The organism is Clostridium sp. AM25-23AC (assembly GCF_003435125.1).
Lineage (GTDB): Bacteria > Bacillota > Clostridia > Lachnospirales > Lachnospiraceae > Pilosibacter > Pilosibacter fragilis.
This window is the reverse complement of sequence record NZ_QWGI01000019.1, coordinates 32,734-58,076: the sequence shown is the minus strand read 5'-3', so window position 1 is coordinate 58,076 and position 25,343 is coordinate 32,734. Positions and strand designations below refer to the sequence as shown.

Sequence of the window (25,343 nt, the reverse complement as noted above, 5' to 3'; positions counted from 1 at the left end):
GGGAAAGGAGAGAGATGACGAAGATACCGAAAGATCCGGTCATGCTGTTAAGCTATATCAACACACAACTGCGGGACAATTACCCGGATATGGACGAGTTGTGCAGGTCGCTTTGTCTAGACAGGAAAGACGTGGATGAGAAACTCGCGTCGATCGATTATGAGTACGATCCGGAAAAAAATCAGTATGTATAGAGTAAGCGGCCGATCCTGGCTTTCCAGGGCATGAGCCGCAGAAAAATCAAAGTGGAAAAAAGCACCGTGGAAAAGGCTGCATAGCGGATCGGAGAATCACAGATACTGGTTTCATGAACAGATGGAAGCAGAAAAACAGAAATCAGAAAATTGCAGTAAAAAAAAGCTCCGGCGGCGGATGGAGACAATGGGTCAGGAATTTTATGCTCTGCGGTCTGACGGGATGGGGACTTGAGATCCTTTTGACTTCCGTGGAAGGCTTTGCGGCTGGAGATATGAAATTCATGGGAAAGACATCAATATACATGTTCCCGATATATGGAATGGGAATCCTTTTGGGGCCCATCGGGAAATGGGTGGACAGTTGGATCGGAGACCGGGGACAGATCGCGGTAAAGGACAGGATCTTCCGACATGGGATCCTGGACATGGTCCTGATCTTTTTCGCAGAATACCTCACGGGGACATTCTTGAAAAGCCTTGGGATATGTCCGTGGGATTACACCGGGCGAATGCTGAGCGTTGACGGCGTGATCCGGCTGGATTTTGCTCCGTTCTGGTTCATGACAGGACTTCTCTTTGAATATCTGACAGGAGGAAAAGAGGAAATCCTTTCCAGAGATCCGGAAACGGAAAAGCCAATATATAGACAGATTTGAGCTGGATTTTAGATGGATTCGAGGTGCATTTGAGTTGCAAATAAGAGGTTTATTTAATATAATATAACTTATGAACCTCATTGCTGTAACTCTTTAAAGTGTATGAAAGGCAATTGTTCAATAGGTGGGCACACCTGCTGTGCTGACCGTAAGAGAGCACCGTTACTGTTAAAGAAAATATGGGAGGTTTGTTACTTATGATAAGATTATTACTTGTCCTGTTCACACTGGTGGGATTTTTGATCTTCAGCTATCCGTTCCTTGTGGCACAGGTATCGCTTGGAAAGAAAGATCCCCACGCGCGGGATCTGGAGACGATCAAGGTCGTCCGGTCCGTGTTCAAGGTACTCTTAAAGCTGGCGGGGGTGACCGTGACGGTGAAGGGCGCGGAAAATATACCGGAAGACACAGCGGTCCTCTATGTTGGAAACCACAGAAGCTATTTTGATATTCTTGCGGGCTACACGACAGTTCCGACACTGCTCGGTTTCGTCGCAAAAAAGGAGATGGAAAAGATCCCACTCTTACGCACCTGGATGGTGAACGTGAACTGCCTGTTCTTAGACAGAAAGAACATCAAAGAAGGCTTAAAGATGATCCTTCAGGGAATCGAGAAGGTAAAAAACGGCGTTTCCATCTGGATTTTCCCGGAGGGAACGAGAAATCCGAACGAAGATATCACGGAGCTCCTTCCGTTTAAAGAGGGGAGCTTAAAGATTGCGGAGAAATCCGGCTGTCCGGTGGTCCCGGTGGCGATGACAGGAACGGCGGAGGTGCTGGAAAAACACTTCCCGTTTATCACCCCGTCCCATATTACGATCTACTACGGAAAACCGTTCTATGTAAAAGAATTGGAAGCCGAAGATCGGAAACATCCGGGTGCTTACACTAGAAATGTATTGATCAGAATGCTGAAAGAAATGCAGGAAGAAAAACAATAAGGTTTCAGGCGGATAAAATGGCTTGAAATGATATGACAGGACAAGGTTTCGGAGAGATCTGCTGAAAAAGCAAAAGAAATTTTGGGAAATACCTGGGGAGAAATGACAGAAAGCAGAGGCATAAAATATATGAAAAATCTTGACTTAAAAGAATGCAGGGACAAGCTGGACGTGATCGATAAAGAGATCGTCCGTCTGTTTGAGGAGCGCATGTCCGTATGCGGAGATGTGGCGGAATATAAGATCGGAACAGGAAAAGCCGTTTACGATGTGGCGAGAGAGGCACAGAAGATCGCAGCGGTCCAGGAGCTGGCCCACAGTGAGTTCAATAAAGAGGCGGTAAAGGAGATCTTTTCCCAGTTAATGTCCGTCAGCCGCAGATACCAGTACAGCCTGTTATCCGCTCACGGTATGGGAATGGACACCGGATTTACGGAAGTGGAGACCATCGGGAAGAAGAATAAAAAGATCGTCTTCCAGGGCGTCGAGGGCGCTTACAGCCATGCCGCCGCGAAGTTATATTTCGGCGAGGACGCGGATCTTTACCATGTTCCGGAGTTCGAGGACACGATGCGCGAGGTGGAAGAGGGACGCGCTGATTATGCGGTACTTCCCATCGAGAATTCCACAGCCGGTTTCGTGATCAACAACTACGACCTGCTCTTAAAGTATAAGAATTACATAGTCGGCGAGGTCTATGTCCCGGTTGCCCATATGCTGCTCGGCGTTCCGGGAGCGGAGCTCTCCGATATCAGGACCGTTTACTCCCATGCCCAGGCTCTGGCCCAGAGCTCTGATTTCCTGTCCGCCCATAAAGACTGGAAGCAGATCGCTGTCTTAAACACGGCTGTAGCTGCAAAGAAGGTCATGGAGGAGAAGGATCCGTCCCAGGCGGCTGTCGCAAGCCGTACAGCGGGAGAACTCTATGGAATGGAGATCCTCGCAAAGGAGATCAACAACGTCAAGGGAAATACGACAAGATTCCTGATCCTCGGAAAAGAGCCGGTGTACGCAAAGACCGCCGGAAAGATCAGCGTGGCTTTCGAGATCGCCCATAAGAGCGGTTCCCTATACAACATCCTTGGAAACTTCATTTTCAACAATGTCAATATGACGATGATCGAATCCAGACCGATTCCGGAAAAGAGCTTCGAGTACCGGTTCTTCGTGGATTTCGAAGGAAATTTAAGCGATGCGGGAGTGAGAAACGCGCTGACCGGTCTTGCTGCGGAAGCTTCCGTCATGAGAATTTTAGGTAATTATTAGAGAGATACGGTCCGGGAAAATCCGGACCGATTCTTGTATCAACAGATATTTGATGCAGACGATATGGCGGACACAAAACGGGTCCGGCGATCGTCGTGCACAGAGCAAGGAGGAAAAAACATGGCAGCCCTTACATTTGCAGCCATCGATGTGGGATCCTTTGAGGTGGAGATGGGGATCTATGAGATCTCAAACCGCAACAAGATCCGAAAACTGGATCAGATCCGTCACGTCACTGCGCTGGGAAAAGATACCTACAATAACGGAAAGATCAGCTATGAGATGGTGGAGGAGCTTTGCGATGTGCTTGCGGATTTTGCAAGGATCATGAAATCCTATAAAGTCACGGAATACCGTGCCTACGCCACAAGTGCGATGCGCGAGGCGAGAAACAATAGGATCGTTCTGGATCAGATCCGTGTCCGAACCGGGATCCAGGTACGGATTATCAGCAACTCGGAACAGCGATTTCTGGGCTACAAGGCCATCGCGGTGTCCGATGACGAGTTTGATGAGAATATCCAGCAGGGAACCGCGATCGTGGACGTGGGATTCGGCAGCATGCAGATATCCATGTTTGATAAAAACCTTCTGGTGAATACGGAAAATCTGCCGTTAGGTGTTCTGAGGATCCGCGGTACTCTGGAAGAGGTCGATACGACGATGGAACAGTACCGGGAGCTTATTGATGAGATGGTGGACAATGAACTCCAGAACTATAAAAAAATGTATTTAAAGGAGCGGAAGATCAAGCATCTGATCGGGATCGGTGAGAACATCCTGTATCTGTTTCGGTACGAGGAAGACGGAAAGCCGCTTTCGAGGATCACGAGAGAGCAGTTTGAAGAGTTTTACACCCGCCTGAGCACGATGAATGAAGAGCAGATGGAGGAGCATTTCGGGGTGAACCGGGAGTACGCTTCCTTACTTATGCCATGCGCGGTGATCTATAAGAAGTTTCTTGAGATGACGGGAGCAGAGATGATCTGGATCCCCGGGGTACGGCTCTGTGACGGGATCGCGGCGGAGTTCGCGGCGGACAAGAAGCTTATAAAATTCCGGCACAATTTTGATAACGATATTATCAGCACTTCCCGTTCCATGGCAAAACGCTACCAGTGCTTAAGCCGGCACACGGAGACTGTCGAGAAATATGTGCTCCAGATCTTCGATACAATGCGGAAATACCACGGAATGGGGCAGAGAGAGCGCCTGCTTTTGCAGATCGCGGTGCTGATCCATGCCTGCGGAAAGTTTATCAGTGTCCGGAATTCCAATGAGTGCGCTTACAACATCATCATGTCCACGGAGATCATCGGTATCTCCCATTTGGAGCGGGAGATCATCGCAAATGTGGTCCGCTATAATATCCGGGATTTCGATTACAATATGGTTCGGATGGAGACAGAATTAGATGAAGTGACGGACAGCTTCAGCGGTCAGAACGAGGTCATGCTTCTGATCGCAAAGCTCACAGCGATGCTGCGTCTGGCGAATTCCATGGACCGCGGACACAGTGCGAAGCTCGCGGACTGCCGGATGACCGTGAAGGATCAGAACCTGATCATCACGACAGATTATCACGGCGATATTACGCTGGAGGCTGTTTCTTTTGAGCAGAAAGCAGCGTTCTTTGAGGAAATTTTTGGAATTCGGCCGGTGCTTCGCCATAAAAAGTATGTATAGTCAGGTCTGACCGGAACCAACGCATTCAGGGAGGCGGAAAAGAAAGATGAAAAAAGAAGAAAAAAAAGACAATGCACAGAAGGCCAGAAAAGGAAAAGAACAGGGAATTGAGTATTTTCAGGATCCTAAGAATTATGTAAACCGAGAACTGAGCTGGCTGGAGTTTGACTGCCGTGTACTGGAGGAAGCCAGAGATAAGACCAACCCACTCTTTGACCGTTTAAAATTCTTAAGCATCACGGCATCAAATCTGGATGAGTTTTTCATGGTCCGCGTGGCCTCCTTAAAGGACATGGTCCATGCCGGATATAAAAAACCGGATATTGCCGGAATGACGGCTCAGGAACAGCTGGATAAGATCAGCGTCCGGACCCATGAACTGGTGGTTCAGCAGTATAATACCTACAACCGGTCCCTGCTCCCGGCACTCAGAAACAACGGATTAAATCTGATCGAGTGCCATGAGGACCTGACACCGGAACAGGGAGTGTTCGTGGACCGGTATTTCAAGGAAGAGGTCTATCCGGTACTCACCCCGATGGCGGTGGACTCCTCGAGACCGTTCCCCCTTGTCCGGAATAAATCCTTAAATATCGCGGCACTGCTGAAGAAAAAAGACGGCGATGAGGAACTGGAATTTGCCATGGTACAGGTTCCGGCGGTACTCCCGCGGATCTTAAGCCTCCCGGTGACCACCGATGAGAACCACAACGAGACGCGGAATGTGATTTTCCTGGAGGAGATCATCGAGCGGAACATGCAGCAGCTGTTCTTAAACTACGATATCGTGACCTCCCACCCGTTCCGAATCATGAGAAATGCCGATTTCTCCCTTGACGAGGAGGAAGCTGTGGATCTTCTCGAGGAGATCGAGAAGCAGTTAAAGCGCAGGCAGTGGGGCGAGGTCATCCGTCTGGAGATCGAGGATAAGGCGGATCAGAGACTCCTCAAGGTATTGAAACGGGAACTTGAGGTCAATGAGGAAGACATCTTCGAGATCCCGGGCGCTCTGGATCTGACGGTCCTTATGAAGATGTACGGCCTTGACGGATACGACCATTTAAAGACACCGAAATATACGCCTCAGCCGGTTCCGGCACTGATGAATGATGATGATATCTTCACGAATATCCGGAAAGGTGATGTTCTCCTGATGCATCCTTACGAGACCTTTGATCCGGTTGTGGATTTTGTGAGAAGCGCGGCAAGAGATCCGGAGGTGCTGGCGATCAAGCAGACCCTCTACCGTGTCAGCGGAAATTCCCCGATCATCGCGGCCCTGGCTGCAGCGGCGGAGAACGGAAAACAGGTATCGGTACTTGTGGAGCTGAAAGCCAGATTTGATGAGGAGAACAACATCATCTGGGCGAAGAAACTTGAGAAAGCAGGCTGCCATGTGATCTACGGTCTTGTGGGCTTAAAGACCCACTCGAAGATCACCCTTGTGGTCCGGAGAGAGGAGGATGGCATCCGCAGATATGTTCACCTCGGAACCGGTAACTACAACGATTCCACCGCAAAGCTCTATACGGACTGCGGAATCATGACATGTCATCCGCTGATCGGTGAGGATGCCACAGCAGTTTTCAACATGCTTTCCGGTTATTCGGAACCCTTGAACTGGAATATGCTCTCTGTGGCACCGCTGTGGCTGAGAACAAAATTCCTGCGTCTCATTGAGCGTGAGACGAAGAATGCCCGGGCAGGAAAGCCGGCTTCCATTATTGCAAAGATGAACTCTCTCTGTGATAAAGAGATCATCGCGGCCTTATATGAGGCGTCCTGCGCTGGTGTCAGGATCCATCTGGTGGTCCGTGGAATCTGCTGTCTGAAGGCAGGAATTCCGGGACTTTCCGAGAATATTGAAGTCCGCTCCATCGTCGGGGAATTTCTGGAACACGCGCGGATCTTTATCTTCGAGAATGACGGAAGCGAAGAGATATACATGGGAAGCGCCGACTGGATGCCGAGAAACCTGGACCGCCGCGTGGAGATCCTGTTCCCGGTACTGAGGGAAGAGTTGAAAGACAGGATCCGGAAGTATATGGAGCTGGAGCTTGAGGACAACTTAAAAGCCCATGTCTTACAGCCGGACGGAACATACGAGAAGCCGGACCGCCGTGGAAAACTCCCGGTGGGATCCCAGATGGCACTCTGCGAGATGGCTGTGGCTGCGGCGAAGAACGAGCGGAAGAAACATGAGCAGGAGGAGACTGCAAGAGTGTTTATTCCGATCGAGAGCGAGAATTAAGTGAGATCATAAATTGACTGACCCGCCCATAGCAAAGGCGAAAGAGAAAAAAGTTTATAAAAATTTTATTAGCACTCATCAAAAATGAGTGCTAATTTTATTGACATTTTGATTTCCTGGTATTAAAATATGTCATGTTGAACAGAACAGCTGTTAAAAAGGCAGCTGGAAAACGATAAATGAAAATAAGCGGTCCGAAGGAATTATGAGAAATTCCCCCGCGCCGCAGGAATAGAAATAAGGAGTGGTTTAACATGGCAAAAAGTGGAAGTCTTTCAATCAACAGTGAGAATATATTCCCGATCATCAAAAAATGGCTGTATTCCGATCACGATATCTTCTACCGTGAGTTAGTCAGCAACGGCTGCGATGCCATCACAAAATTAAAGAAGCTGGCCCTGATGGGCGAGTACGAGACACCGGATGATGAGACCTATAAAGTTCAGGTTACTGTAAACCCGAAGGAAAAGACGATCCGGATCGAAGATAACGGTCTCGGAATGACAGAGGACGAGGTTGACGAGTATATCAACCAGATCGCTTTTTCCGGTGCGCAGGATTTCTTAAACAAGTACAAAGATAAAGCAAACGAGGACCAGATCATCGGTCACTTCGGACTTGGTTTTTACTCCGCGTTCATGGTAGCCGACAAAGTAACGATCGATACCTTATCCTACAAGCCGGATGCAAAGCCGGTCCACTGGGAGTCTGAGGGCGGTACCGAGTTCGACATGAAAGAGGGCACAAAGGAAGGACACGGAACCGTGATCACCCTGTACCTGAATGAGGACAGCGCTGAGTTCGCAAATGAGTACCGTGCAAGAGAGATCCTCGATAAATACTGCGCGTTCATGCCGGTTGAGATCTACTTAAACGATGAGACTGCAGAGCCGCAGTACGACACGATCGAAAAGGACGAGCTCACCGATAAAGATACAATTATCGAGACGATCGTAGAGCCTGCAAAGACAGAGGAGAAGGAAAAAGAGGACGGCACTAAGGAGACAGTTGAGGTTTCCCCGGCGAAAGAGAAATATAAGATCGCAAGACGCCCGGTTGCCGTAAACGATACGAACCCGCTCTGGAACAAGCATCCGAATGAGTGCACAGACGAAGAGTACAAGGAGTTCTACCGTAAGGTATTCCAGGATTTCAAGGAGCCGTTATTCTGGATCCACCTGAACATGGACTACCCGTTCAACTTAAAGGGTATCCTCTACTTCCCGAAGATCAATATGGAGTACGAGAGCATCGAAGGCAAGATCAAGCTCTATAATAATCAGGTATTCATTGCCGATAATATCAAGGAAGTCATTCCGGAATTCCTGATGTTGTTAAAAGGAGTGATCGACTGCCCGGATCTTCCGTTAAATGTATCCAGAAGTGCTCTCCAGAATGATGGGTTCGTTAAGAAGATCTCCGACTATATCACAAAGAAGGTTGCGGACAAGCTGTCCGGCATGTGCAAGACAGACCGCGAGAATTACGAGAAATACTGGGACGACATCAACCCGTTCATCAAATTCGGCTGCTTAAAGGATGAGAAGTTTGACGAGAAGATGAAAGACTACATCCTCTACAAGAATCTGGACGGCAAGTACCTGACTCTCGCTGACTGCCTGGAGGAGAACAAGGAAAAACACGAGAACAAGATCTTTTATGTAACTGACGAGAAAGAGCAGAGCCAGTATATCAACATGTTCAGGGAAGCTGGAATCGACGCTGTGATCCTTCCGAATCCGATCGATTCTCCGTTTATGCAGCATGTGGAGCAGAAGAATGAGGGCTTGAAGTTCCTGCGCATCGACGCGGATGTCAACGAGACCTTCAAGGATTCTGAGGAGACAGATGAGGCCGCGAAGGAGCAGGAGAAGAAGGATGCCGAGACTCTTGCGGAGGTCTTCAAGAAGGCCATCGGAAATGACAAACTGAACGTCAAGGTCGAGAAGCTGAAAAACGAGGGCCTCGCGTCCATGATCACTGTGTCCGAGGAGAGCCGCAGAATGCAGGATATGATGAAGATGTACAGCATGTACGGCGGCGGTTCCGATCTGTTCCCGGCGGAGGAGACACTTGTCCTCAACGCAAACAACGGCCTTGTAAAGTATGTGTTAAACAACAGGGACGGCGAGAAGACACCGATGCTCTGCGAACAGCTCTATGACCTTGCAAAGCTCGCTCACGGAAGTCTTTCCCCGGAGCGTATGACAAAGTTCATTGCGAGAAGCAGTGAGATCATGAAGGAAGAATATGGTGCATAAACGAAGAGATTTTCTGATCACGTTTACAATTTTATGCCTTGCCATGTGCGCCTGCTCAGGGTTCCAGTACCTGGGCAGCGCTTTCTATGGCCTGGTATGGCACCGGATCCATGGCCTGGGAAGCGGCGGAGCGCGTCTGCTTTCCGGGCTTTTTGATTCCCCGTGGACGGGAGTCCTGGTGCAGTATATCTTTTCTATCGGAGTTCCGTTCCTTCTGGTAATTCCGATGACATGTTTTGTGAGATCGGATCGGAGACCGGTTCATACACTTCCGGCGGAGGTCTGGATGTCGGCGCTTTTCATGTGCCTGGGACTTGGGTACATCTTTAATTTCCTCGGCGTGTTCCTGGACGTATTTATTTCCATGTTCACGGGAGTTCCGGCTACGGATATGAACCCGGTGATGGACGCTCTGGATGAGCTGACACCGGGAATGGTGATCTACACCTGCCTGATCGCCCCGTTTATGGAGGAGTTTATCTTCCGGGGAGTTCTCCTAAAGAAGGCGAGACGGTTCGGGGACCGGACGGCGGTTGTCTTCTGTGCGGTCATGTTCGGACTCATGCACGGAAATTTAAACCAATGCCTGTACGCGGTGGTGATCGGGCTGATCCTCGGTTATGTGGCGGTGCGGACGAACCGGATCTTCTATAACGTGCTGCTCCATATGGCGGTGAATTCCTTTTCCATGGTTCTTGTGCTGGTGGAAAATGGATTAAATGCGCTGGGGATGGGCGCGATGGCAGCAGCGTTTTCTGCGGCAGGCTTTGTTATGATCCTGCTTCTCGTTGCAGCCGGAATCTATTTTTTCTTCCGGGATGGACGCCGCTACTGGTGGCAGATGGGACGCCAGAACGGGTGGCCGACACCGTACAGGAAGTATGTGTACCTGAATCCGGGATTTATTTTATATGTGATCATTTTCGGGATTGAGATGATATCGTATATTTTATAGAGAAAGGTTTCGGGAAAACAGCAGCCTGGAGAGAACATCTGAGAGTGTCGCGGCTGTTTGGATAACCACATAAAAATGTACGTGCGAGGCGGAATCATCCGGCAGAATATACTGTGGGCAGTGGACACATTGCCGCAATAACGCAGTGCATTCTGCCGGATTTTCTGTCTGAAACGCTTGAAAAGGGGGCGGGGTCTTGGTATAGTAGTGGGAGACCATTTACGAAGAGGAGACATCATGCAGAGAATCGCAAAATTTGAAAAAGTAAGCTTTGAGCAGTTTAAAAAAGACTGGCAGGGGGAACACCCGCAGGATACAGAAGAAGTGATCAGGGAAATCTACGATGGGATCAGACTTCCGAAGCGTGCCACAGCAGGCTCTGCCGGATATGATTTCTTCGCACCGGCAGCGTTCACGCTGAAACCGGGCGAGATGACAAAGATCCTCACAGGGATCCGCGCCCGGATCGATGACGGCTGGGTATTAAAGCTCTATCCGAGAAGCGGACTTGGATTTAAGTTCCGTCTGCAGTTAAACAATACCGTCGGGATCATCGACAGCGACTACTACGGATCTGACAACGAGGGCCATATCCAGGTGAAGCTCACCAATGACAGCCGCGAGGGAAAGACCGTGGAAGTGGAATCAGGAACAGGTTTCTCCCAGGGGATTTTCGTGGAGTACGGAATTACGGTGGATGATGAGGCCGATGAGGTGAGAAATGGTGGATTCGGAAGCACGACGCGTGCGTAAAATGTGGAGAAAGGGAAAGAATTCCCGAGGCCAGAGCGTGCTGAAGCTGAAGGTTCATGAAAAGACTTTACAAAGCGTATAAAGAAACGAAATAAAACGTAAAATTTAAAATGTATAAACAGTATAAGAAAACAAGAAAAATAAGCAAAATAAAAAAGAGCATTGTATCAGCGTTATTTCTATCCGGTATGCTGCTCCTCCTCACCGGTTGCAGCCATGTGACCAGTGAGATGAAGGAGAGCAGGGAGAACGGCATCGCCCTCATGGAAAGCGGTGATTACGAGGGGGCTGTCGCGGAGTTTGACAGCCTGATCGACCAGACAACGCGGGTGACCTCTTTTGAGATCGATGTATTAAAGTACCGCGGTGAGGCAGAATTTATGCTGGGGGACTATGGTGCCGCGGCGTATACTTACGATACCCTGACGAAGGTGGATAAGCCGAGAGCCGAGTATTACTACCTCGGCGCGGTGAGCCTCGCGAATTCCGGGGATCAGGATGGTGCTGAGAACCGCTTGGAGTCCGGTAAGAGCGCGGATGCGAAACATGAGGTTACAGGCTACGCAGAGGCGATGGAAGCCCTGGGGGCGGCATATATGACTGCCGGAGACGAGGAGAAGGCGGATGAGCTCTACCAGACTCTCGTGGATGAGGGCTTTTCCAGCACGGAAGTTTACAACCGCTGGATGATGGCTGCGATGGAAAAAGGCAATTATGAGGAAGCGCTGCAGCACGCGGAGGCGGGACTTGCCCTCTCTGATGACCGGGCAAAGAAAGAGATCGCCTTCAACCAGGCCGTGTGTTATGAGTACCTGGGCCAGTATGAGAAGGCGCTGGAGCTGTTCCGAAGCTACGAGGAGCAGTATGGACAGGACGAGAAGGCAGATCATGAGATCGCGTTTCTCGTGACAAGATAGGAGAAAGAATGGCAGAATTGATAGAGATCGGTGAGCAGCAGGAACGGGTCATCCTGTTTGCTGCCAGCACGAACGCCTCCGATGACACGGAGGAGTCCGTGGAGGAGCTTCGGGAGCTTGTAAAGACCGCGGGAGCTGAGACCGTGGGAGTCGTGATCCAGAACCGGGAAAATATCCATCCGGGAACATACCTCGGAAAAGGTAAGATCCAGGAATTGAAGGAGATGGTCTGGGAGTCCGGCGCTACCGGCGTTGTCTGCGACGATGAGCTCTCCCCGGCACAGTTAAAAAACCTGGAGGACGCTCTGGACACGAAGGTCATGGACCGGACGATGATCATCCTCGATATCTTTGCCGCCCGTGCAAAGACAAGAGAGGGGAAGATCCAGGTAGAACTTGCGCAGTTAAGATACCGCGCCGTCCGCCTTGTGGGTCTCAGGAATTCCCTGTCGAGACTTGGCGGCGGAATCGGTACGAGGGGACCGGGTGAGACGAAGCTTGAGGTGGACAGAAGACGGATCCACGAGCGGATCAGCCAGTTAAAATCGGAACTCCAGGATGTGGAGCGCCACAGGGATGTGGTACGGAAACAGAGAGAGCAGAGCGGAACGCTGACGGCGGCCATTGTGGGTTACACGAACGCCGGAAAATCTACGCTCTTAAATAAGCTCACAGGAGCCGGGATCCTGGCGGAAGATAAGCTTTTCGCGACCCTGGATCCGACGACGAGGGCGCTGACGCTTCCAGGCGGGGAAAAGGTCCTTTTGACGGACACAGTAGGATTTATCAGAAAGCTTCCGCACCATCTGGTGGAGGCGTTCAAGAGCACTCTGGAGGAGGCGCGGTACTGTGATGTGATCCTTCATGTGGTGGACTGTTCGAACCCGCAGATGGACATGCAGATGCATGTGGTCTATGAGACTCTGCGCCGATTGGACATCAAGGACAAGGAGATCATCACGGTATTCAACAAGGTGGACCGCCCGGACGCAGATACCGCCTGCAGGGATATGTCCGCGGATTATAAAGTGAAATTATCGGCAAAGACAGGAGAGGGCATTGAGGAACTGCTGGATCTGTTTGCCATAATTTTGAGAAACCGCAGGATCTACTTTGAGAAGGTATTCGCTTACAGGGATGCCGGACGGATCCAGACGATCCGGAAGAGCGGACAGCTTCTTTCGGAGGAGTATCAGGATGACGGGATCCATGTGAAGGCGTATGTGCCGGTGGAATTATTTGAAGAATTATATCGGGATTAGATGAATTCAGACTGGCAGATATAAGGGGGTAATCTTATGGAAAAGATGAGGGGAAAAGAGCTTGCTCTGGATCTTCTGGCAGATGTGGCGGGCGGCTTTGTACAGGCCGTCGCTCTCCACTGCTTTATCAACAACATTGATATCGCACCGGGAGGAGCCAGCGGTATGGCGATCCTGTTAAACCGTCTGACGAATCTCCCAATCGGTACCCTGACATTTCTGATCAATATTCCGCTTCTGATCGCGTCCTGGATCTATCTGGGAAAGGAGAAGACGATCAAAACACTGAAGACAGTTGCGATCATGACCGTGATTCTGGATGGTCTGGTGACACCGTATTTTCCGGTGTATTCCGGCGATAAGATGGTATCCTGCCTTTTCGGCGGAGTGCTGATCGGAATCAGTCTTGCCGTTATATTCATGCGCGGCTCTACCACAGGCGGAGGCGATATTGCCGCAAAGCTTTTACAAAAGTATTGTCCGCACATGCAGACCGGAAAAGCGGTCATGGCGACGGACCTTGTGATCATCCTGCTTTCCATGGTGGTATTCCGGAATATCGAATCCGGTCTTTATGGACTCATTAACATGGTGGTGGGAACATATGTGATCGATGTGATCCTTTATGGTATGAATAAGAGCACCATGATAACGGTCATTACAGAAAAACCGAAGGAGATCGCCGATGAGCTGATGGATGAGCTGGAGCGCGGCTGTACCTTTTTAAAGAGCGAAGGAGCTTATCGGAAAGAAGATGGAAAGACCGTGATCTGTGTTCTGGACAGAAAGCAGTTCTACAAGGCGAAGAAGATCGTCTATGATATCGATCCCAGAGCGTTTATGATCGTCTCTGAGGCTCAGGAAGTCTACGGGGAAGGTTTTCTGGATTCTGACTGGGAAGTGTAGGAAGAAACAAACGAATGCGGCAGATAAAGATGGAACAAAAAAAGACGAACCGCCAGGTAATTGCGGATCGTCTTTTTTGTCATGAGATATTCTGGGGATAACCTCCCATGACCAAGGGGTTCCGGCACCTGGGGAAGGTACCGGTGAAGGGGTGCGGCCTGACCGCGGCCGCGGGGTTATATCAAAGGATCGAATTATTCGATAATGCCAAGGCTCTTCGCGTACTCCGTATACTCGTCGTACCACTGATTGTAAAGATCTTTCTCAACGACTTCGTCGATGATCTCGTTGATCCGGTCTGTGAGGGCATCCTCACCCTTCGGGATACCGATTCTTGTTCCCTGTGTTTCAGGATCAACTTTGAAATACAGGTTCGGGACGATCACAAGATTGCTGTCCGGGTTGGATTCCAGATATAATCTTGCCATTCTGAGGGCTGCGACTATCACATCACCCTTTCCGGTCTCGACCATCAGGAAACCATCGTTTGTGGAGGAAACACGGTTGTATTTTTTGTAAGCCGGGATCTGCTCCTGTACGAACTGCTCCTGAAGGGAACCATTCTGGGCAACGACCACCTTGTCTGCAAGATCGTTGAAGGATTTGATGCTGTCAACATCTTCCTTGCGGACCAGAATGCCGTATGCTGTCTGCGGATCTTCGTCTCCGAAATAGTAACCCTTGGAGAGGTTCATGGTCTCAGCTCTTGCCGGTGTGTAGGCTAAGGCGGAGATCGCAAGATCATATTTTCCGGTCGTGATGCTTCCGAGAACGCTTGTGAAATCCATCGGTTTCAAACGGACCTCGACGCCGAGGGATTCTCCGATAAACTTTGCAAGTTCGATATCGGAACCGGTGTAGGCGTCCTCACCGCTCTTTGTAGGATCAATGAACTCGTTCGGAGCGAAATACGGCTCGGTGGCGATCTCGATGTAGCCGCGCTCTAAGATGTCGTTCAGACGGTTATTGGAACCGGTTGTCTCGGAGGCAATGATCCCTGCGTCTGTCTGCGGAGTTGTTGTTTCACCGGAAGTCGTCTGTGCTGTCGTAGCGCCCAGTGCGGAGGAACCGGAACATCCGGTGAGTGCCGCAGCGGATAATAAAAGTGTTGTACCTAAGATGAGAAGCTGGTTGAATTTCTTCATGGATGGTTCCTCCTTGTATACTGATTGATTTATCGTAGTATTAAGATTTCGATTTAGCGTGGTAAATTGTTACTATGGTGAAGAGTATACAGGAGGAAAAACGATTTGTCAAGTAGGTAATTTAAAAATAATAAACAAATTGGTTACAGTTCAGCCATTACATCTTCTTGTTTTCATATTCATGAAAACAAGAAGCTTGGTGGTTCCACCATATGCTGATTTGGATGAAAAAGTGCTTATGCAAGCAAGCTTGCAACACACTTTCTCATTCAAACCAGCGCATGGCTGAACTGTAACAAAAATTGAGGAAGAACATGAGCAGTACATAAACACTGATAAAAGCCCGCCATTTTCAGGAAAGAAAGTGCCGGGCTTTAAAGAGCAGAAGGAGAAGGTACTACAGATAGGAGAATTAATTCCTATTCAGATGCTTTGGAGAGTGCCGTCTTTACCGCCGACACCAGCGCCATGGAGGTATACTGGGATCCCGCCGGATATTCCAGCCCTTCAAGACTCTGGTTTTCCAGAATCTGTTCGGAGATCGAATCCATGGCAGGCGCCATCAGGGGATACATGGTCTCCACAGAGTCACTCAAAGGCACGAGAGCCACGGATCGGATCCATGTGTGGTCCACTGCGACCTCCACATTGACGTTCTCGCTGCCCAAAACGATGGGGGACGAATAAAGTCCCGGAACGTATGTAGCGGAGGCAGGAGCGGCCGATGAGGCGTTCTCGGCGGTCTGGTCTGCCGTGCTCCCGGAGATGTTGTCCTTCTTCGGGCGGAACATAAAGAGGAAGAGCATGATGAGGACGATGGCAAAGCCGATAAAAAGCGCGGTGTAGATGATCTCCTTCATTCTGAGGACGATGATCTTTGTTTTTGAACTCATGGAATAGATCCTTTTCACGAAATATTTTGTATATTCTATGAGAACTGCAGGAAAAAGATTCATGATCCCGGAGCCGATAGGAGAGACGTAGGAGAAAAATCCGACTCCGGTAGCTGCGCGATAAAGAACTTGACAATTCCCTTCGGAGCATATACGGTTGAGAGAGAATGATATGTTCCGAGTGTCCGGATGCGCATACCGCGCGAAGGCGCAGACGGTCACAGAAGAGCGTGCACGGTGTGGAAACGTGCCAAGGCACATTCTTTTTCATATAGCAGGAGGATAACATGGGATTATGCATCATCGCCGGCGGTTCCGGTGCCGGAAAAACAGAATATATATACAGGAAGATCATCGAGCTGTCCGCGAAGGAACCGGAGGGCAGGTTTTTTGTGGTGACGCCGGAACAGGCGACGATGCAGGCCCAGAAGGAGATCGTGAGACTCCACCCGAACCACGGGACACTGAACATCGACATCGTGAGCTTTGAGCGCCTGGCTTACCGGATCTTTTCGGAGCTCTCCCTGCCGCAGCCGGAGGTGCTGGACGATACGGGCAAAAATATGGTCCTCAGAAGGCTTGCCGGGGAAAAGATGGACGAGCTCACCATGTTTTCCTCCCACTTAAACCGCCCGGGATTTATCAGTGAGATCAAGTCCATGCTTTCGGAACTCTACCAGTACGGGGCAACTCCGGAGGACTTAAAGGCGCAGACAGCCGGAGAACATGTGGGACAGATTTTAGCTGCGAAGCTCTCGGATATGGAAGTGATCTTTGAGGCGTTCCGGGAGTTTACGAAGGAGAAATATATCACGCTGGAGGAACTTCTTGATGTGCTCTGCCAGGTGGCGGACCAGTCTGCCCTTTTGAAGGACAGTACCATGGTTTTAGACGGCTACACGGGCTTTACGCCGGTCCAGTACCGGCTTATCGGGATTTTACTGAAACTTTGCCGGAATGTCTTTGTGACGGTGTCCGCGACGATGGAGCCGGGGATGGATCTTACGGCAGAGTCGGATGAGACGGATCTTTTTGATATGAGCCGGAAAATGACAGGAAAATTGAAACAGCTGGCGGAGGAAAACGGGGCGAAAATTTACCAGGACCTCGTCTTTTCCAAACGCCCGCTTGTGCGGTTCCGGAACAGCCCGGCTCTTGACCATCTTGAGAGGACGTTTTTCCGCTATCCGTATACCCGGTACTACGGCGGAGAGAGGGAGATTATGCTGGTTCAGGCAAAGAACCCGGCGGATGAGATCGACTTTATCACGAACCGGATCGAGGAACTGGTGAAAAAGGACGGGTACCGCTATCGGGATATCGCCCTGGTCTGCGGGGATCTTTCGGGATATGGCCGGGAGATCACGAGAAGCTTTGAAGAGAATAGGATCCCGTTGTTCTTAGATGAAAACCGGGATGTGTCGGGAAATCCGCTGATCCGGCTGATCCAGAGCGCCCTGGATATTTTGCAGAAGGGCTTTGACTATGAGAGCATGTTCCGGTATCTGAGGACCGGGCTCGTGACAGAGGAGACGGAGGCCGTGGACCGGCTGGAGATCTATGTGCGGGCCATGGGGATCCGGGGATTTGCGAAGTGGGACGCGGCGTGGGAGAAGAACTTTGAGGGCGGAGAAAATTTAAATCTTGTGGAGATGAATGCGTTCCGGGAGAAGATCATGGAACCGCTCCGTGTTTTAAGAGAGCGCTGCGCCGGACGGGGAGTTCCGGTGGCGGTGGTGACGGATGCCTTAAAAGAGCTCCTGGAGACCCTGGGAGCCGAGGAAAAGCTGGAACAGTTTTCGGAGAGGTTCGCGGATTCCGGCATGGACCGGGAGGCGAGGGAGTACGAGGAGATCTATGGTCTTGTCATCGAGCTTTTCGAGAAGTTTAAGAGCCTGTTGGGCGATGAGTGCGTGTCAAGGAGAGAGTACGCGGAGATCCTTTCCGCGGGCTTTTCGGAGCTCTCTGTGGGAATGATCCCCGCGGGGGCGGACCGGGTGGTCTGCGGTGACCTGAAGAGAACGAGACTCGATAAGATCAAGGTCCTCTTTTTCCTTGGTGTGAGCCAGGGCGTGGTTCCGGCGGACCACTCGAAAGGCGGTCTTTTTACGGACAATGAGAGGGAGATCCTAAAGAAGAATTCTATGGAGCTGGCACCAACGGCCAGGGAAGAGGGCTTTATGGAACGATTTTACCTCTATCTCATGATGACGAAGCCGTCGGATCAGCTGATCTTATCTTACCCGACGGTGACGGCGGAGGGAAAACAGACACGGCCGTCCGGAATTATCGGGGAGATGAAAAAACGGTTCCCGGACCTCTTTATCCGGGAGACGGAAGCGGAAAAACGACCGGATGTTTCTGTGACGGCGGCGGGAAGAGCCATACTTTCCTGGCTTCAGGAGCCGGACCGGCTGATGGATCCGGAGAATGAGAAGGCGCGGGAGCTTTACAGTTTCCTGTCTTCCGATGAGGCGAAAGCGAAGGAGATGGAAGATCTCGCGAAAGCCGTGGCCTATTCTTATAAGAAAGGCGGCATCGGCCGGGCGGCGGCGAGAGAGCTCTACGGAACACTTTTAAGGGGCAGTGTGACGAGAATGGAAGGTTACGCTGGATGCGCCTACTCCCACTTCCTGAATCATGGACTTGGGCTCCGGGCGGGAAGGGAGTATGAGCTGGACCTCTCCGACATGGGAAATCTGTTCCACCAGTCCCTGGACACCTTTTTCCGCAATGTGCGTGACCATGGAAAGGATTTCCGGACCATCACGGACGCGGAGCGGCGAGCTCTCGTGAAGCGGGCGGTGGAGGAAGTCTCCGCGAAGTACCGGAACACGATCATGAAGAGTTCCGCGAGAAACGCCTACCTGGAAAAAAAGGTGGAGCGGATCACGGACCGGACGGTGCGTGCGCTGATCTACCAGATCCGGAAGGGCGATTTTGAGCCGGAGGCGTTCGAGGTGGATGTGAGCACGCGGATCCCGCTGAAGGATGGGGAAGCCGTGAACCTTCGCGGGCGGATCGACCGCATGGACGTGTTTGAGGATGAGGACAAGATCTATGTGAAGATCATGGACTATAAGTCGGGAAGCACGTCCTTTGACCTGGCGCTTTTGTACCATGGGCTGCAGCTTCAGCTTGTGGTCTACATGGACGCGGCGTTAAAGCTCCAGGAGAGCCGGCATCCGGGGAAACAGGCGGTTCCGGCAGGAATCTTCTATTACCATATCGATGATCCTGTGATCGACCGGGAGGACGGAATGACGGACGAGGAGATCGAGGCGGGAATCTTAAGGAAGCTCCGCATGAATGGTCTCGTGAACAGCAGTCTCGACGTGATCCGGCATATGGACCGGGAGATCGAGAAGGAATCAGATGTGATCCCGGTGGCACTGAAGGACGGGTATGTGCAGGAGTTAAAGTCCTCTGTGGCTGGAGGAAAACGGTTTGCCCATTTGACAGATTATGTAAATCAGAAGCTCAGGGAGATGGGCGAGGAGATTCTGGATGGAAATGTGGCAGTGGATCCCTACAAGCAGGGGAACCGGACGGCGTGCGATTACTGTCCGTACCACAGTGTGTGTGGGTTTGATCTGAAGACTGATGGGTATGGATTCCGGAGATTTAAGCCTATGAAGGCGCAGGAGATCTGGAAGGAGATCGACCAGGAAGAAGATGGGGAAGAGATGGATTCCGGTGCAGTGGAAGAGGCTGCAGATAAGGTCGATCCTGTACAGCTGGATCCCGGTAAAACGAAGAAGAAAACTTTAGAGGGCATAGAAAGCGGGAAAAGGAAATCGCCTGGAAAAGAAAATGACGGAAAGGAGATTCTGTAATGGCGACAAAGTGGACAGACGAGCAGAAAAAAGTCATTGAGACGGGACACCGGAATCTCCTTGTCTCGGCGGCAGCAGGAAGCGGAAAGACGGCGGTCCTCGTTGAGCGGATCATCCGCATGATCACGGACCCGGAACACCCGGTGGATATCGATAAGCTGTTGGTCATGACCTTCACGAACGCGGCGGCGGCGGAGATGCGGGAGCGTGTGGAGACGGCACTCGGAAAGCTTCTCGACGAGGATCCGGGGAATAAGAATCTGGAGCGCCAGAACACGCTGATCCACCACGCGAAGATCACCACCATCGACAGCTTCTGCTTAAACCTTTTGAGGGAACATTTCCACGAGCTGGATCTGGATCCTGGATTCCGGGTGGCGGATGAAGGCGAGCTGATGCTCTTAAAAGCCGATGTGATGAAGGAACTTCTGGAGGAATATTACGGAAGGGAAGATGAACGGTTCATAAAGTTTGTGGATACCTATGCCACAGGACGGACAGATGGTGGACTGGAAGAGTATATTTTAAAGGTGTGGGAGTTTTCCCAGAGCAATCCGTGGCCGGGAGAGTGGATCGCGGCCTGCAGGAAAGAACTTCGGGCTGGCGGAACCGGTGAAGACAGGGATCCTATGGAGGAGACCGCATGGATGAAGTATCTGATCCAGGATGTGAAACGCCAGGCGGAAGAATTCTTAGATGGACTTTACGGGGCAGCGGATCTTGCAGCTGAGGAAGACGGTCCCCAGGCATATGCGCCGATGTTAGCGGAAGACATCCGGGGAATGGAAGAACTCAAGGAAGCTGGAACTTACCGGGAGATCGCGGAGTGCCTTGAGGGGCTGAAATTTGGAAGACTGGCGGCTGTCCGGGGGAAAAATGTGGACCCGGAGAAGAAAGAACAGGCGGCGGCCTACAGGAATGTCGCGAAGGACGGCATCAAGAAGATGAAAGCATTGTACCTGCCGGGAGATATCGACGAGGTGTTTGCGGATCTCGACGCCTGCCGGGAGCCGATCCTGATGCTCCTGGAGCTTGCTGAGGAATTTTCCGCGAGATTCCAGGAGGCGAAGGAGGAGAAGAACCTGGTGGACTTTAATGACCTGGAACATTTTGCACTGGAAGTTCTCACAGGCGGCAGCCTGGACCACAGACCGGGGGCAGTGGCGGACGAGCTTTCGGAAATCTATGAGGAGATTCTTGTGGATGAGTATCAGGACAGCAACGAGGTTCAGGAGACGCTGATCCGCTGTGTTTCCAGGGAGCGGTTCGGGACGCCGAATGTGTTCATGGTGGGGGATGTGAAGCAGAGCATCTACAAGTTCCGTCTCGCAAAACCGGAGCTGTTTCTGGAGAAGTATGAGTCCTACGGGAAAGAGGACGGGCTGTACCAGAAAATCGAACTCCACAAAAACTTCCGAAGCCGCCCGGAGGTGCTTTCCAGCATCAACGACGTGTTCTACCGGATCATGACGAAGCAGCTTGGAAATATTAAGTACACAGATGACGCGGCTTTATATCCAGGGGCGGAATTTCCCGAGACACCGGTGGACGGGCAAGCGAAGACGGAGGTCCTGCTTTTAAATACCGGGGATCCGCTGTTTGACGGCATGGATGAGGAGAAGGCGGACTATACGGCGAAGGAGGCGGAGGCGAGACTTATCGCCGGGGAGATCAAAAAGCTCACGGACCCGGAACACGGGATGAAGATCTTCAACGGGAAGACCGGGGAGTATGAGCCGTTAAAGAAGAAGGACATCGTGATCCTGCTCCGCAGTCTCTCCGGGTGGTCCGAGGAATTTTTAAGTGTCCTTGGAGCAGCAGGGATCCCCGCCTACGCGGAGTCCAGGACAGGGTATTTCACAGCGGTGGAGGTGGAGACAGTGCTCAACATGCTGGCTCTCATCGACAATCCGATGCAGGATATTCCGTTAGCAGGTGTGTTAAAGTCGCCCATCGGCGGCATGAAGGACCGGGAACTGGCCATCGTGATGGCGGAATTCAAGAAGGATCCGGACCGCGGAGAAGATATTGGGTTTTATGGGGCAGTAAAAAGATATATGGAGAAACACGGGGAATCGGAGGAAGATGCGGTTATCTATCGAAAGTTGGCAGCATTCCGAAATCTCCTGACGACTCTGAGAAAAGAATCTATGTACCTCCCGGTCTCCCGTCTGATCTACCGGGTCTTCGACCTCACCGGGTACGACAAGTACGCCGCCGCCATGCCGGCCGGAAAGACGAGACAGGCGAACCTCGCTATGCTGGTGCAGAAAGCGGAAGATTACGAGAAGACCAGTTATCAGGGACTTTTCGACTTTATCCGGTACATCGAGAAGTTAAAAAAATACAACACCGACTTCGGCGAGGCGTCCCGCTCCGGGGAACATGACGACGCGGTGCGGATCATGAGCATCCACAAGAGCAAAGGTCTGGAGTTCCCGGTGGTATTCTTAGCCGGATGCGGAAAGAAATTCAACCGACAGGATGCGAGAGGACGGATCCTGATTGACGAGGAGCTTGGAATCGCAGCGGATTTCTTCGACCCGGAGAAGAAGGTCAAGGCACCGACGTTAAAGAAAAATGTCCTGGCGAGACGGTCAAATCTGGAAAATATGGGCGAGGAGCTTCGTATTCTCTATGTTGCCATGACCCGTGCGAAGGAAAAACTGATCATCACCGCAGGCGACAAGTATATGGACAACAAGCTGGAAAAATGGGGCGGGATCCCGGCTGGCGGCGCGCTGCCGTTTACGACCTTAAGCGCGGCATCCTCCTATATGGACTGGATCCTGATGGCGTCAAACGGGGCGAAAAACACCCTCGATGTGAAGAATGTTCCGGTGAAGGACCTTCTCGTGGAGGAGGCGAAGAACCAGGAGGAGAAGGCAAAGATCTATCTGGAACTGGAACAGCTGCGGAAAGCGCAGCCGGAGGAAATTCCGGGGCTCATCGGGGTAAAATATCCTTACGCGGCGGACCTTACGCTGCACGCAAAGATGTCGGTTTCGGAGCTTAAGGAACAGGGGCAGTTTGTGGATGACGCGGAGAGTGCGTTTTTGATTAAGAACGTCAGGGAAAAAGAAGATTCAGAAATTATTGATAACAGGTCTGATACAGCGTCCGAAGAAAAAGCCAGAATAAAGCGTGCCTCCGACCGCGGTACCGCCTACCACCGTGCCCTGGAGCTGATCCGCTTTGCGGAAATTTCCGGTTACGATGATATCGTAAAAGAACTCGACCGGATCAGTGAGGAAAAGCGGATGCAGGAGACCGCCATCGACATGGTCTATCCGGGTGTCCTGACGAAGTTTTTCCATTCTGATATTGCAGCCCGTATGAAACAGGCGGACCGGAACGGAAAATTGCGGAAAGAGAGCCAGTTTGTGGTGGGTATCCCTGCACGGGAGATGGACAAGGCGGATTCCGATGCGCTGATCCTGTTACAGGGTATCATCGACGCCTGGTTCGAGGAGGATGACGGTCTCGTACTTGTGGATTACAAGACAGACCGGGTAAAAGAAGGCGGAGAGAATATACTTCTGGACCGCTACCAGATCCAGCTCTTCTACTACGCAAAGGCACTTACCCAGATCACCGGGAAAAAGGTGAAGGAAGCCGTGATCTACTCTCTGGCGCTGCAGAAAGAGATTCCGGTCCCGATCAATTTATGATAAGATATGATCAAAAACTGCCCGGCACCATAACTAAGGCGCCGGGCAGCGGTTTTTTATGTAACAGGAAATTCAGAGGAATTCCCTGTTACATAAAAAGGCACAAAGATGCGCACTCGCGCGAAGACGTAGATTGTCGCAAGCGACCGCGCGAGGCGCGAGAATGTGCCAAGGTACATTCTTTTTCAAGTTATGAAGTTATCACAAAAAAATTAGTCCGCAATGATCAGCTCTTTTGCATACGGCAGAGTCCCGATCCAGTCACAGAAGGTATGCCACTCCACAAGCTTGTGAGCCTTTCTCGCATGATAAATATTGACGAGTGTCTCATAGTTCATCGTGCAGGTGCGCATCTGGTTGTAGCTGGACGGGAGAAGCTGGATCATGTCGTACCAGTCCTCCTTATTTTTTCCCTCGTTCATGTATTTCAGACGGATCTGCTCAAGGCGGTCTACAACGGTCTGCATGTAAGCGAGAGTGTCCGGAGTCATATGGTCATGGCTGAAATCATCGATGTCGAACGGCTTGGAGTGGATTTTATGCATGGTGCTTGTGGAGTTTGCAACAGTCGCCACTTTGTAGGTGTCATATTCCTTCCACCAGTAGAGCGGAGCCGTAATATCCACGGATACAAAGATCTGGCGGATAAACTTTCTGTGGTCGCTTCCAGCCATGCGGAGACGCTTCGCAAGATCGAGATCGTTCGGTCCAAAGACAAAATCTCCGTCCTCATTATAGCTGCTGTCCATACGTCCCCAGCTGTTCATCGGGTTTCTTGCGCCGCGCATGGCATTTTCAAAGTTCATGACGCTTGTGCGTTCAAATTTTATCATAATGTGTTCTCTCCTTGGTTAAAGTCTGGCGAAAAGCAGTCCGGTGCTTCCGAGCACCGTCCACACCGCCGGATGCATTCCCATTATAACGGCTTTTTTTTGTATACACAAGATGAAAACTTGCCAATCACAGAGAAATTCATTATAATAGGGATTCGAAAAAAAGAATGGACTTCGGCGTGTGCCGGTTGAACGGAGGACAAAATGAAAAACGACTATATCGTCTGCGTCTGCGGAGACGCGAGCCGGGCGGCTTACCTCATAAAGGGAGAAAAAAACGTGCTCTTTGACGCCGGAATGGCATATTCTGCGGACAAAATGATCGAAAATATAAAACGGGAACTGGGAGACAGGCCATTAGACGCGGTTCTCCTGTCCCATTCCCATTATGACCATATTTCCGGTGTCCCGTTTCTCAGAAAGGAATGGCCGGATCTTGTGGTCTATGGAAGTGCTTACGCAAAGAAGATCCTGGAAAAACCGTCAGCAAAAAAGACGATGCGTGAACTCTCCGACGCGGCAGCGCAGGGGGCCGGACTTACAAAAGCCCCGGACTACCGGGATGAAGATCTTGTGGTAGACAAGGTCGTAAAAGAGGGAGATATCCTGGATTTCGGTGATCATAAGATCACGGTATTCGAGACACCGGGACACACGAAATGTTCCCTGTCCTACATGGTAGACCATGATGTGATCTTTGCGAGTGAGACTGTGGGTGTGACCACCAGCGAGGTTTACATGCCATGCTATCTTGTAGGGTATCAGATGTCTCTGGACGCGGTGGAAAAGCTGCGCCATGCGGGAGCAAAAAGGATATTCATCACCCATGTGGGGATCCTGACACCGGAGGACGCAGGGACAGCGCTGCTTCCGTGATTAAAGAAGGAAGAATTTTCCGCGGACCGGGTATGGGA

Annotated in this window: 18 protein-coding genes; 15 read left to right on the top strand and 3 right to left on the bottom strand. The window is 51.0% G+C overall.

Annotated features, from left to right (window positions below; genetic code table 11):
* Positions 1 to 14 precede the first annotated feature (14 nt).
* From DW677_RS12205 to DW677_RS12150, 12 genes are all read left to right on the top strand, one after another.
* Positions 15 to 194, top strand: coding sequence for a DUF4250 domain-containing protein (locus tag DW677_RS12205; protein ID WP_117470809.1), 180 nt, complete (start codon positions 15 to 17; stop codon positions 192 to 194).
* A 113-nt stretch (positions 195 to 307) separates the two neighbouring features.
* Positions 308 to 853, top strand: coding sequence for a hypothetical protein (locus DW677_RS12200; RefSeq protein ID WP_117470792.1), 546 nt, complete (start codon positions 308 to 310; stop codon positions 851 to 853).
* Positions 854 to 1,050: 197 nt separating this feature from the next.
* Complete coding sequence (locus tag DW677_RS12195) at positions 1,051 to 1,794, top strand: lysophospholipid acyltransferase family protein (protein ID WP_015553585.1); 744 nt, start codon at positions 1,051 to 1,053, stop codon at positions 1,792 to 1,794.
* A gap of 102 nt (positions 1,795 to 1,896) precedes the next feature.
* Positions 1,897 to 3,060: a prephenate dehydratase gene (pheA, locus tag DW677_RS12190; RefSeq protein ID WP_347473191.1), complete on the top strand. Its 1,164-nt coding sequence runs from the start codon at positions 1,897 to 1,899 to the stop codon at positions 3,058 to 3,060.
* A gap of 120 nt (positions 3,061 to 3,180) precedes the next feature.
* Positions 3,181 to 4,746 carry an exopolyphosphatase gene (locus DW677_RS12185; protein ID WP_021904852.1) on the top strand — a complete coding sequence of 522 codons (1,566 nt, stop codon included), beginning with the start codon at positions 3,181 to 3,183 and terminating at the stop codon, positions 4,744 to 4,746.
* 46 nt (positions 4,747 to 4,792) lie between these two features.
* Complete coding sequence (locus tag DW677_RS12180) at positions 4,793 to 6,997, top strand: RNA degradosome polyphosphate kinase (protein WP_117567403.1); 2,205 nt, start codon at positions 4,793 to 4,795, stop codon at positions 6,995 to 6,997.
* A 254-nt stretch (positions 6,998 to 7,251) separates the two neighbouring features.
* The gene (gene htpG, locus DW677_RS12175; RefSeq protein ID WP_117567401.1) at positions 7,252 to 9,258 is read left to right on the top strand and encodes a molecular chaperone HtpG; all 2,007 of its coding nucleotides are present in this window, start codon (positions 7,252 to 7,254) and stop codon (positions 9,256 to 9,258) included.
* Complete coding sequence (locus DW677_RS12170) at positions 9,248 to 10,213, top strand: CPBP family intramembrane glutamic endopeptidase (RefSeq protein ID WP_117567400.1); 966 nt, start codon at positions 9,248 to 9,250, stop codon at positions 10,211 to 10,213. The genes htpG and DW677_RS12170 overlap by 11 nt, the downstream gene beginning before the upstream one ends.
* Before the next feature lie 237 nt (positions 10,214 to 10,450).
* Positions 10,451 to 10,966 carry a deoxyuridine 5'-triphosphate nucleotidohydrolase gene (locus tag DW677_RS12165; RefSeq protein WP_117567398.1) on the top strand — a complete coding sequence of 172 codons (516 nt, stop codon included), beginning with the start codon at positions 10,451 to 10,453 and terminating at the stop codon, positions 10,964 to 10,966.
* Between the two features lie 110 nt (positions 10,967 to 11,076).
* Positions 11,077 to 11,883, top strand: coding sequence for a tetratricopeptide repeat protein (locus DW677_RS12160; RefSeq protein WP_117567396.1), 807 nt, complete (start codon positions 11,077 to 11,079; stop codon positions 11,881 to 11,883).
* 8 nt (positions 11,884 to 11,891) lie between these two features.
* A complete protein-coding gene (gene hflX / locus DW677_RS12155; protein ID WP_117567394.1) occupies positions 11,892 to 13,145 on the top strand; it encodes a GTPase HflX in 1,254 nt (417 codons plus the stop codon).
* A gap of 36 nt (positions 13,146 to 13,181) precedes the next feature.
* A complete protein-coding gene (locus tag DW677_RS12150) occupies positions 13,182 to 14,051 on the top strand; it encodes a YitT family protein (protein ID WP_117470798.1) in 870 nt (289 codons plus the stop codon).
* Positions 14,052 to 14,245: 194 nt separating this feature from the next.
* On the opposite strand, the gene DW677_RS12145 is transcribed toward DW677_RS12150, so the two are convergent.
* Together DW677_RS12145 and DW677_RS12140 are read right to left on the bottom strand one after the other, a co-directional pair.
* Complete coding sequence (locus DW677_RS12145) at positions 14,246 to 15,196, bottom strand: transporter substrate-binding domain-containing protein (RefSeq protein WP_117470799.1); 951 nt, start codon at positions 15,194 to 15,196, stop codon at positions 14,246 to 14,248.
* A 419-nt stretch (positions 15,197 to 15,615) separates the two neighbouring features.
* Complete coding sequence (locus DW677_RS12140) at positions 15,616 to 16,089, bottom strand: hypothetical protein (RefSeq protein ID WP_117567420.1); 474 nt, start codon at positions 16,087 to 16,089, stop codon at positions 15,616 to 15,618.
* A gap of 287 nt (positions 16,090 to 16,376) precedes the next feature.
* Here DW677_RS12140 and addB point away from each other — a divergent pair, with 287 nt between their 5' ends.
* Positions 16,377 to 19,925, top strand: coding sequence for a helicase-exonuclease AddAB subunit AddB (gene addB / locus DW677_RS12135; protein WP_117567392.1), 3,549 nt, complete (start codon positions 16,377 to 16,379; stop codon positions 19,923 to 19,925).
* Entirely contained in the window at positions 19,925 to 23,596 is a 3,672-nt protein-coding gene (gene addA, locus DW677_RS12130) for a helicase-exonuclease AddAB subunit AddA (RefSeq protein WP_117567390.1), read from the top strand. Before addB ends, addA begins: the two co-directional genes overlap by 1 nt.
* Before the next feature lie 212 nt (positions 23,597 to 23,808).
* Here addA and DW677_RS12125 read toward each other — a convergent pair whose 3' ends face one another.
* Entirely contained in the window at positions 23,809 to 24,429 is a 621-nt protein-coding gene (locus DW677_RS12125; RefSeq protein ID WP_117470727.1) for a hypothetical protein, read from the bottom strand.
* A gap of 204 nt (positions 24,430 to 24,633) precedes the next feature.
* Between DW677_RS12125 and DW677_RS12120 the strand changes: the two genes are divergently transcribed.
* Positions 24,634 to 25,305: an MBL fold metallo-hydrolase gene (locus tag DW677_RS12120; RefSeq protein ID WP_117567388.1), complete on the top strand. Its 672-nt coding sequence runs from the start codon at positions 24,634 to 24,636 to the stop codon at positions 25,303 to 25,305.
* The last annotated feature ends 38 nt before the right edge of the window (positions 25,306 to 25,343 follow it).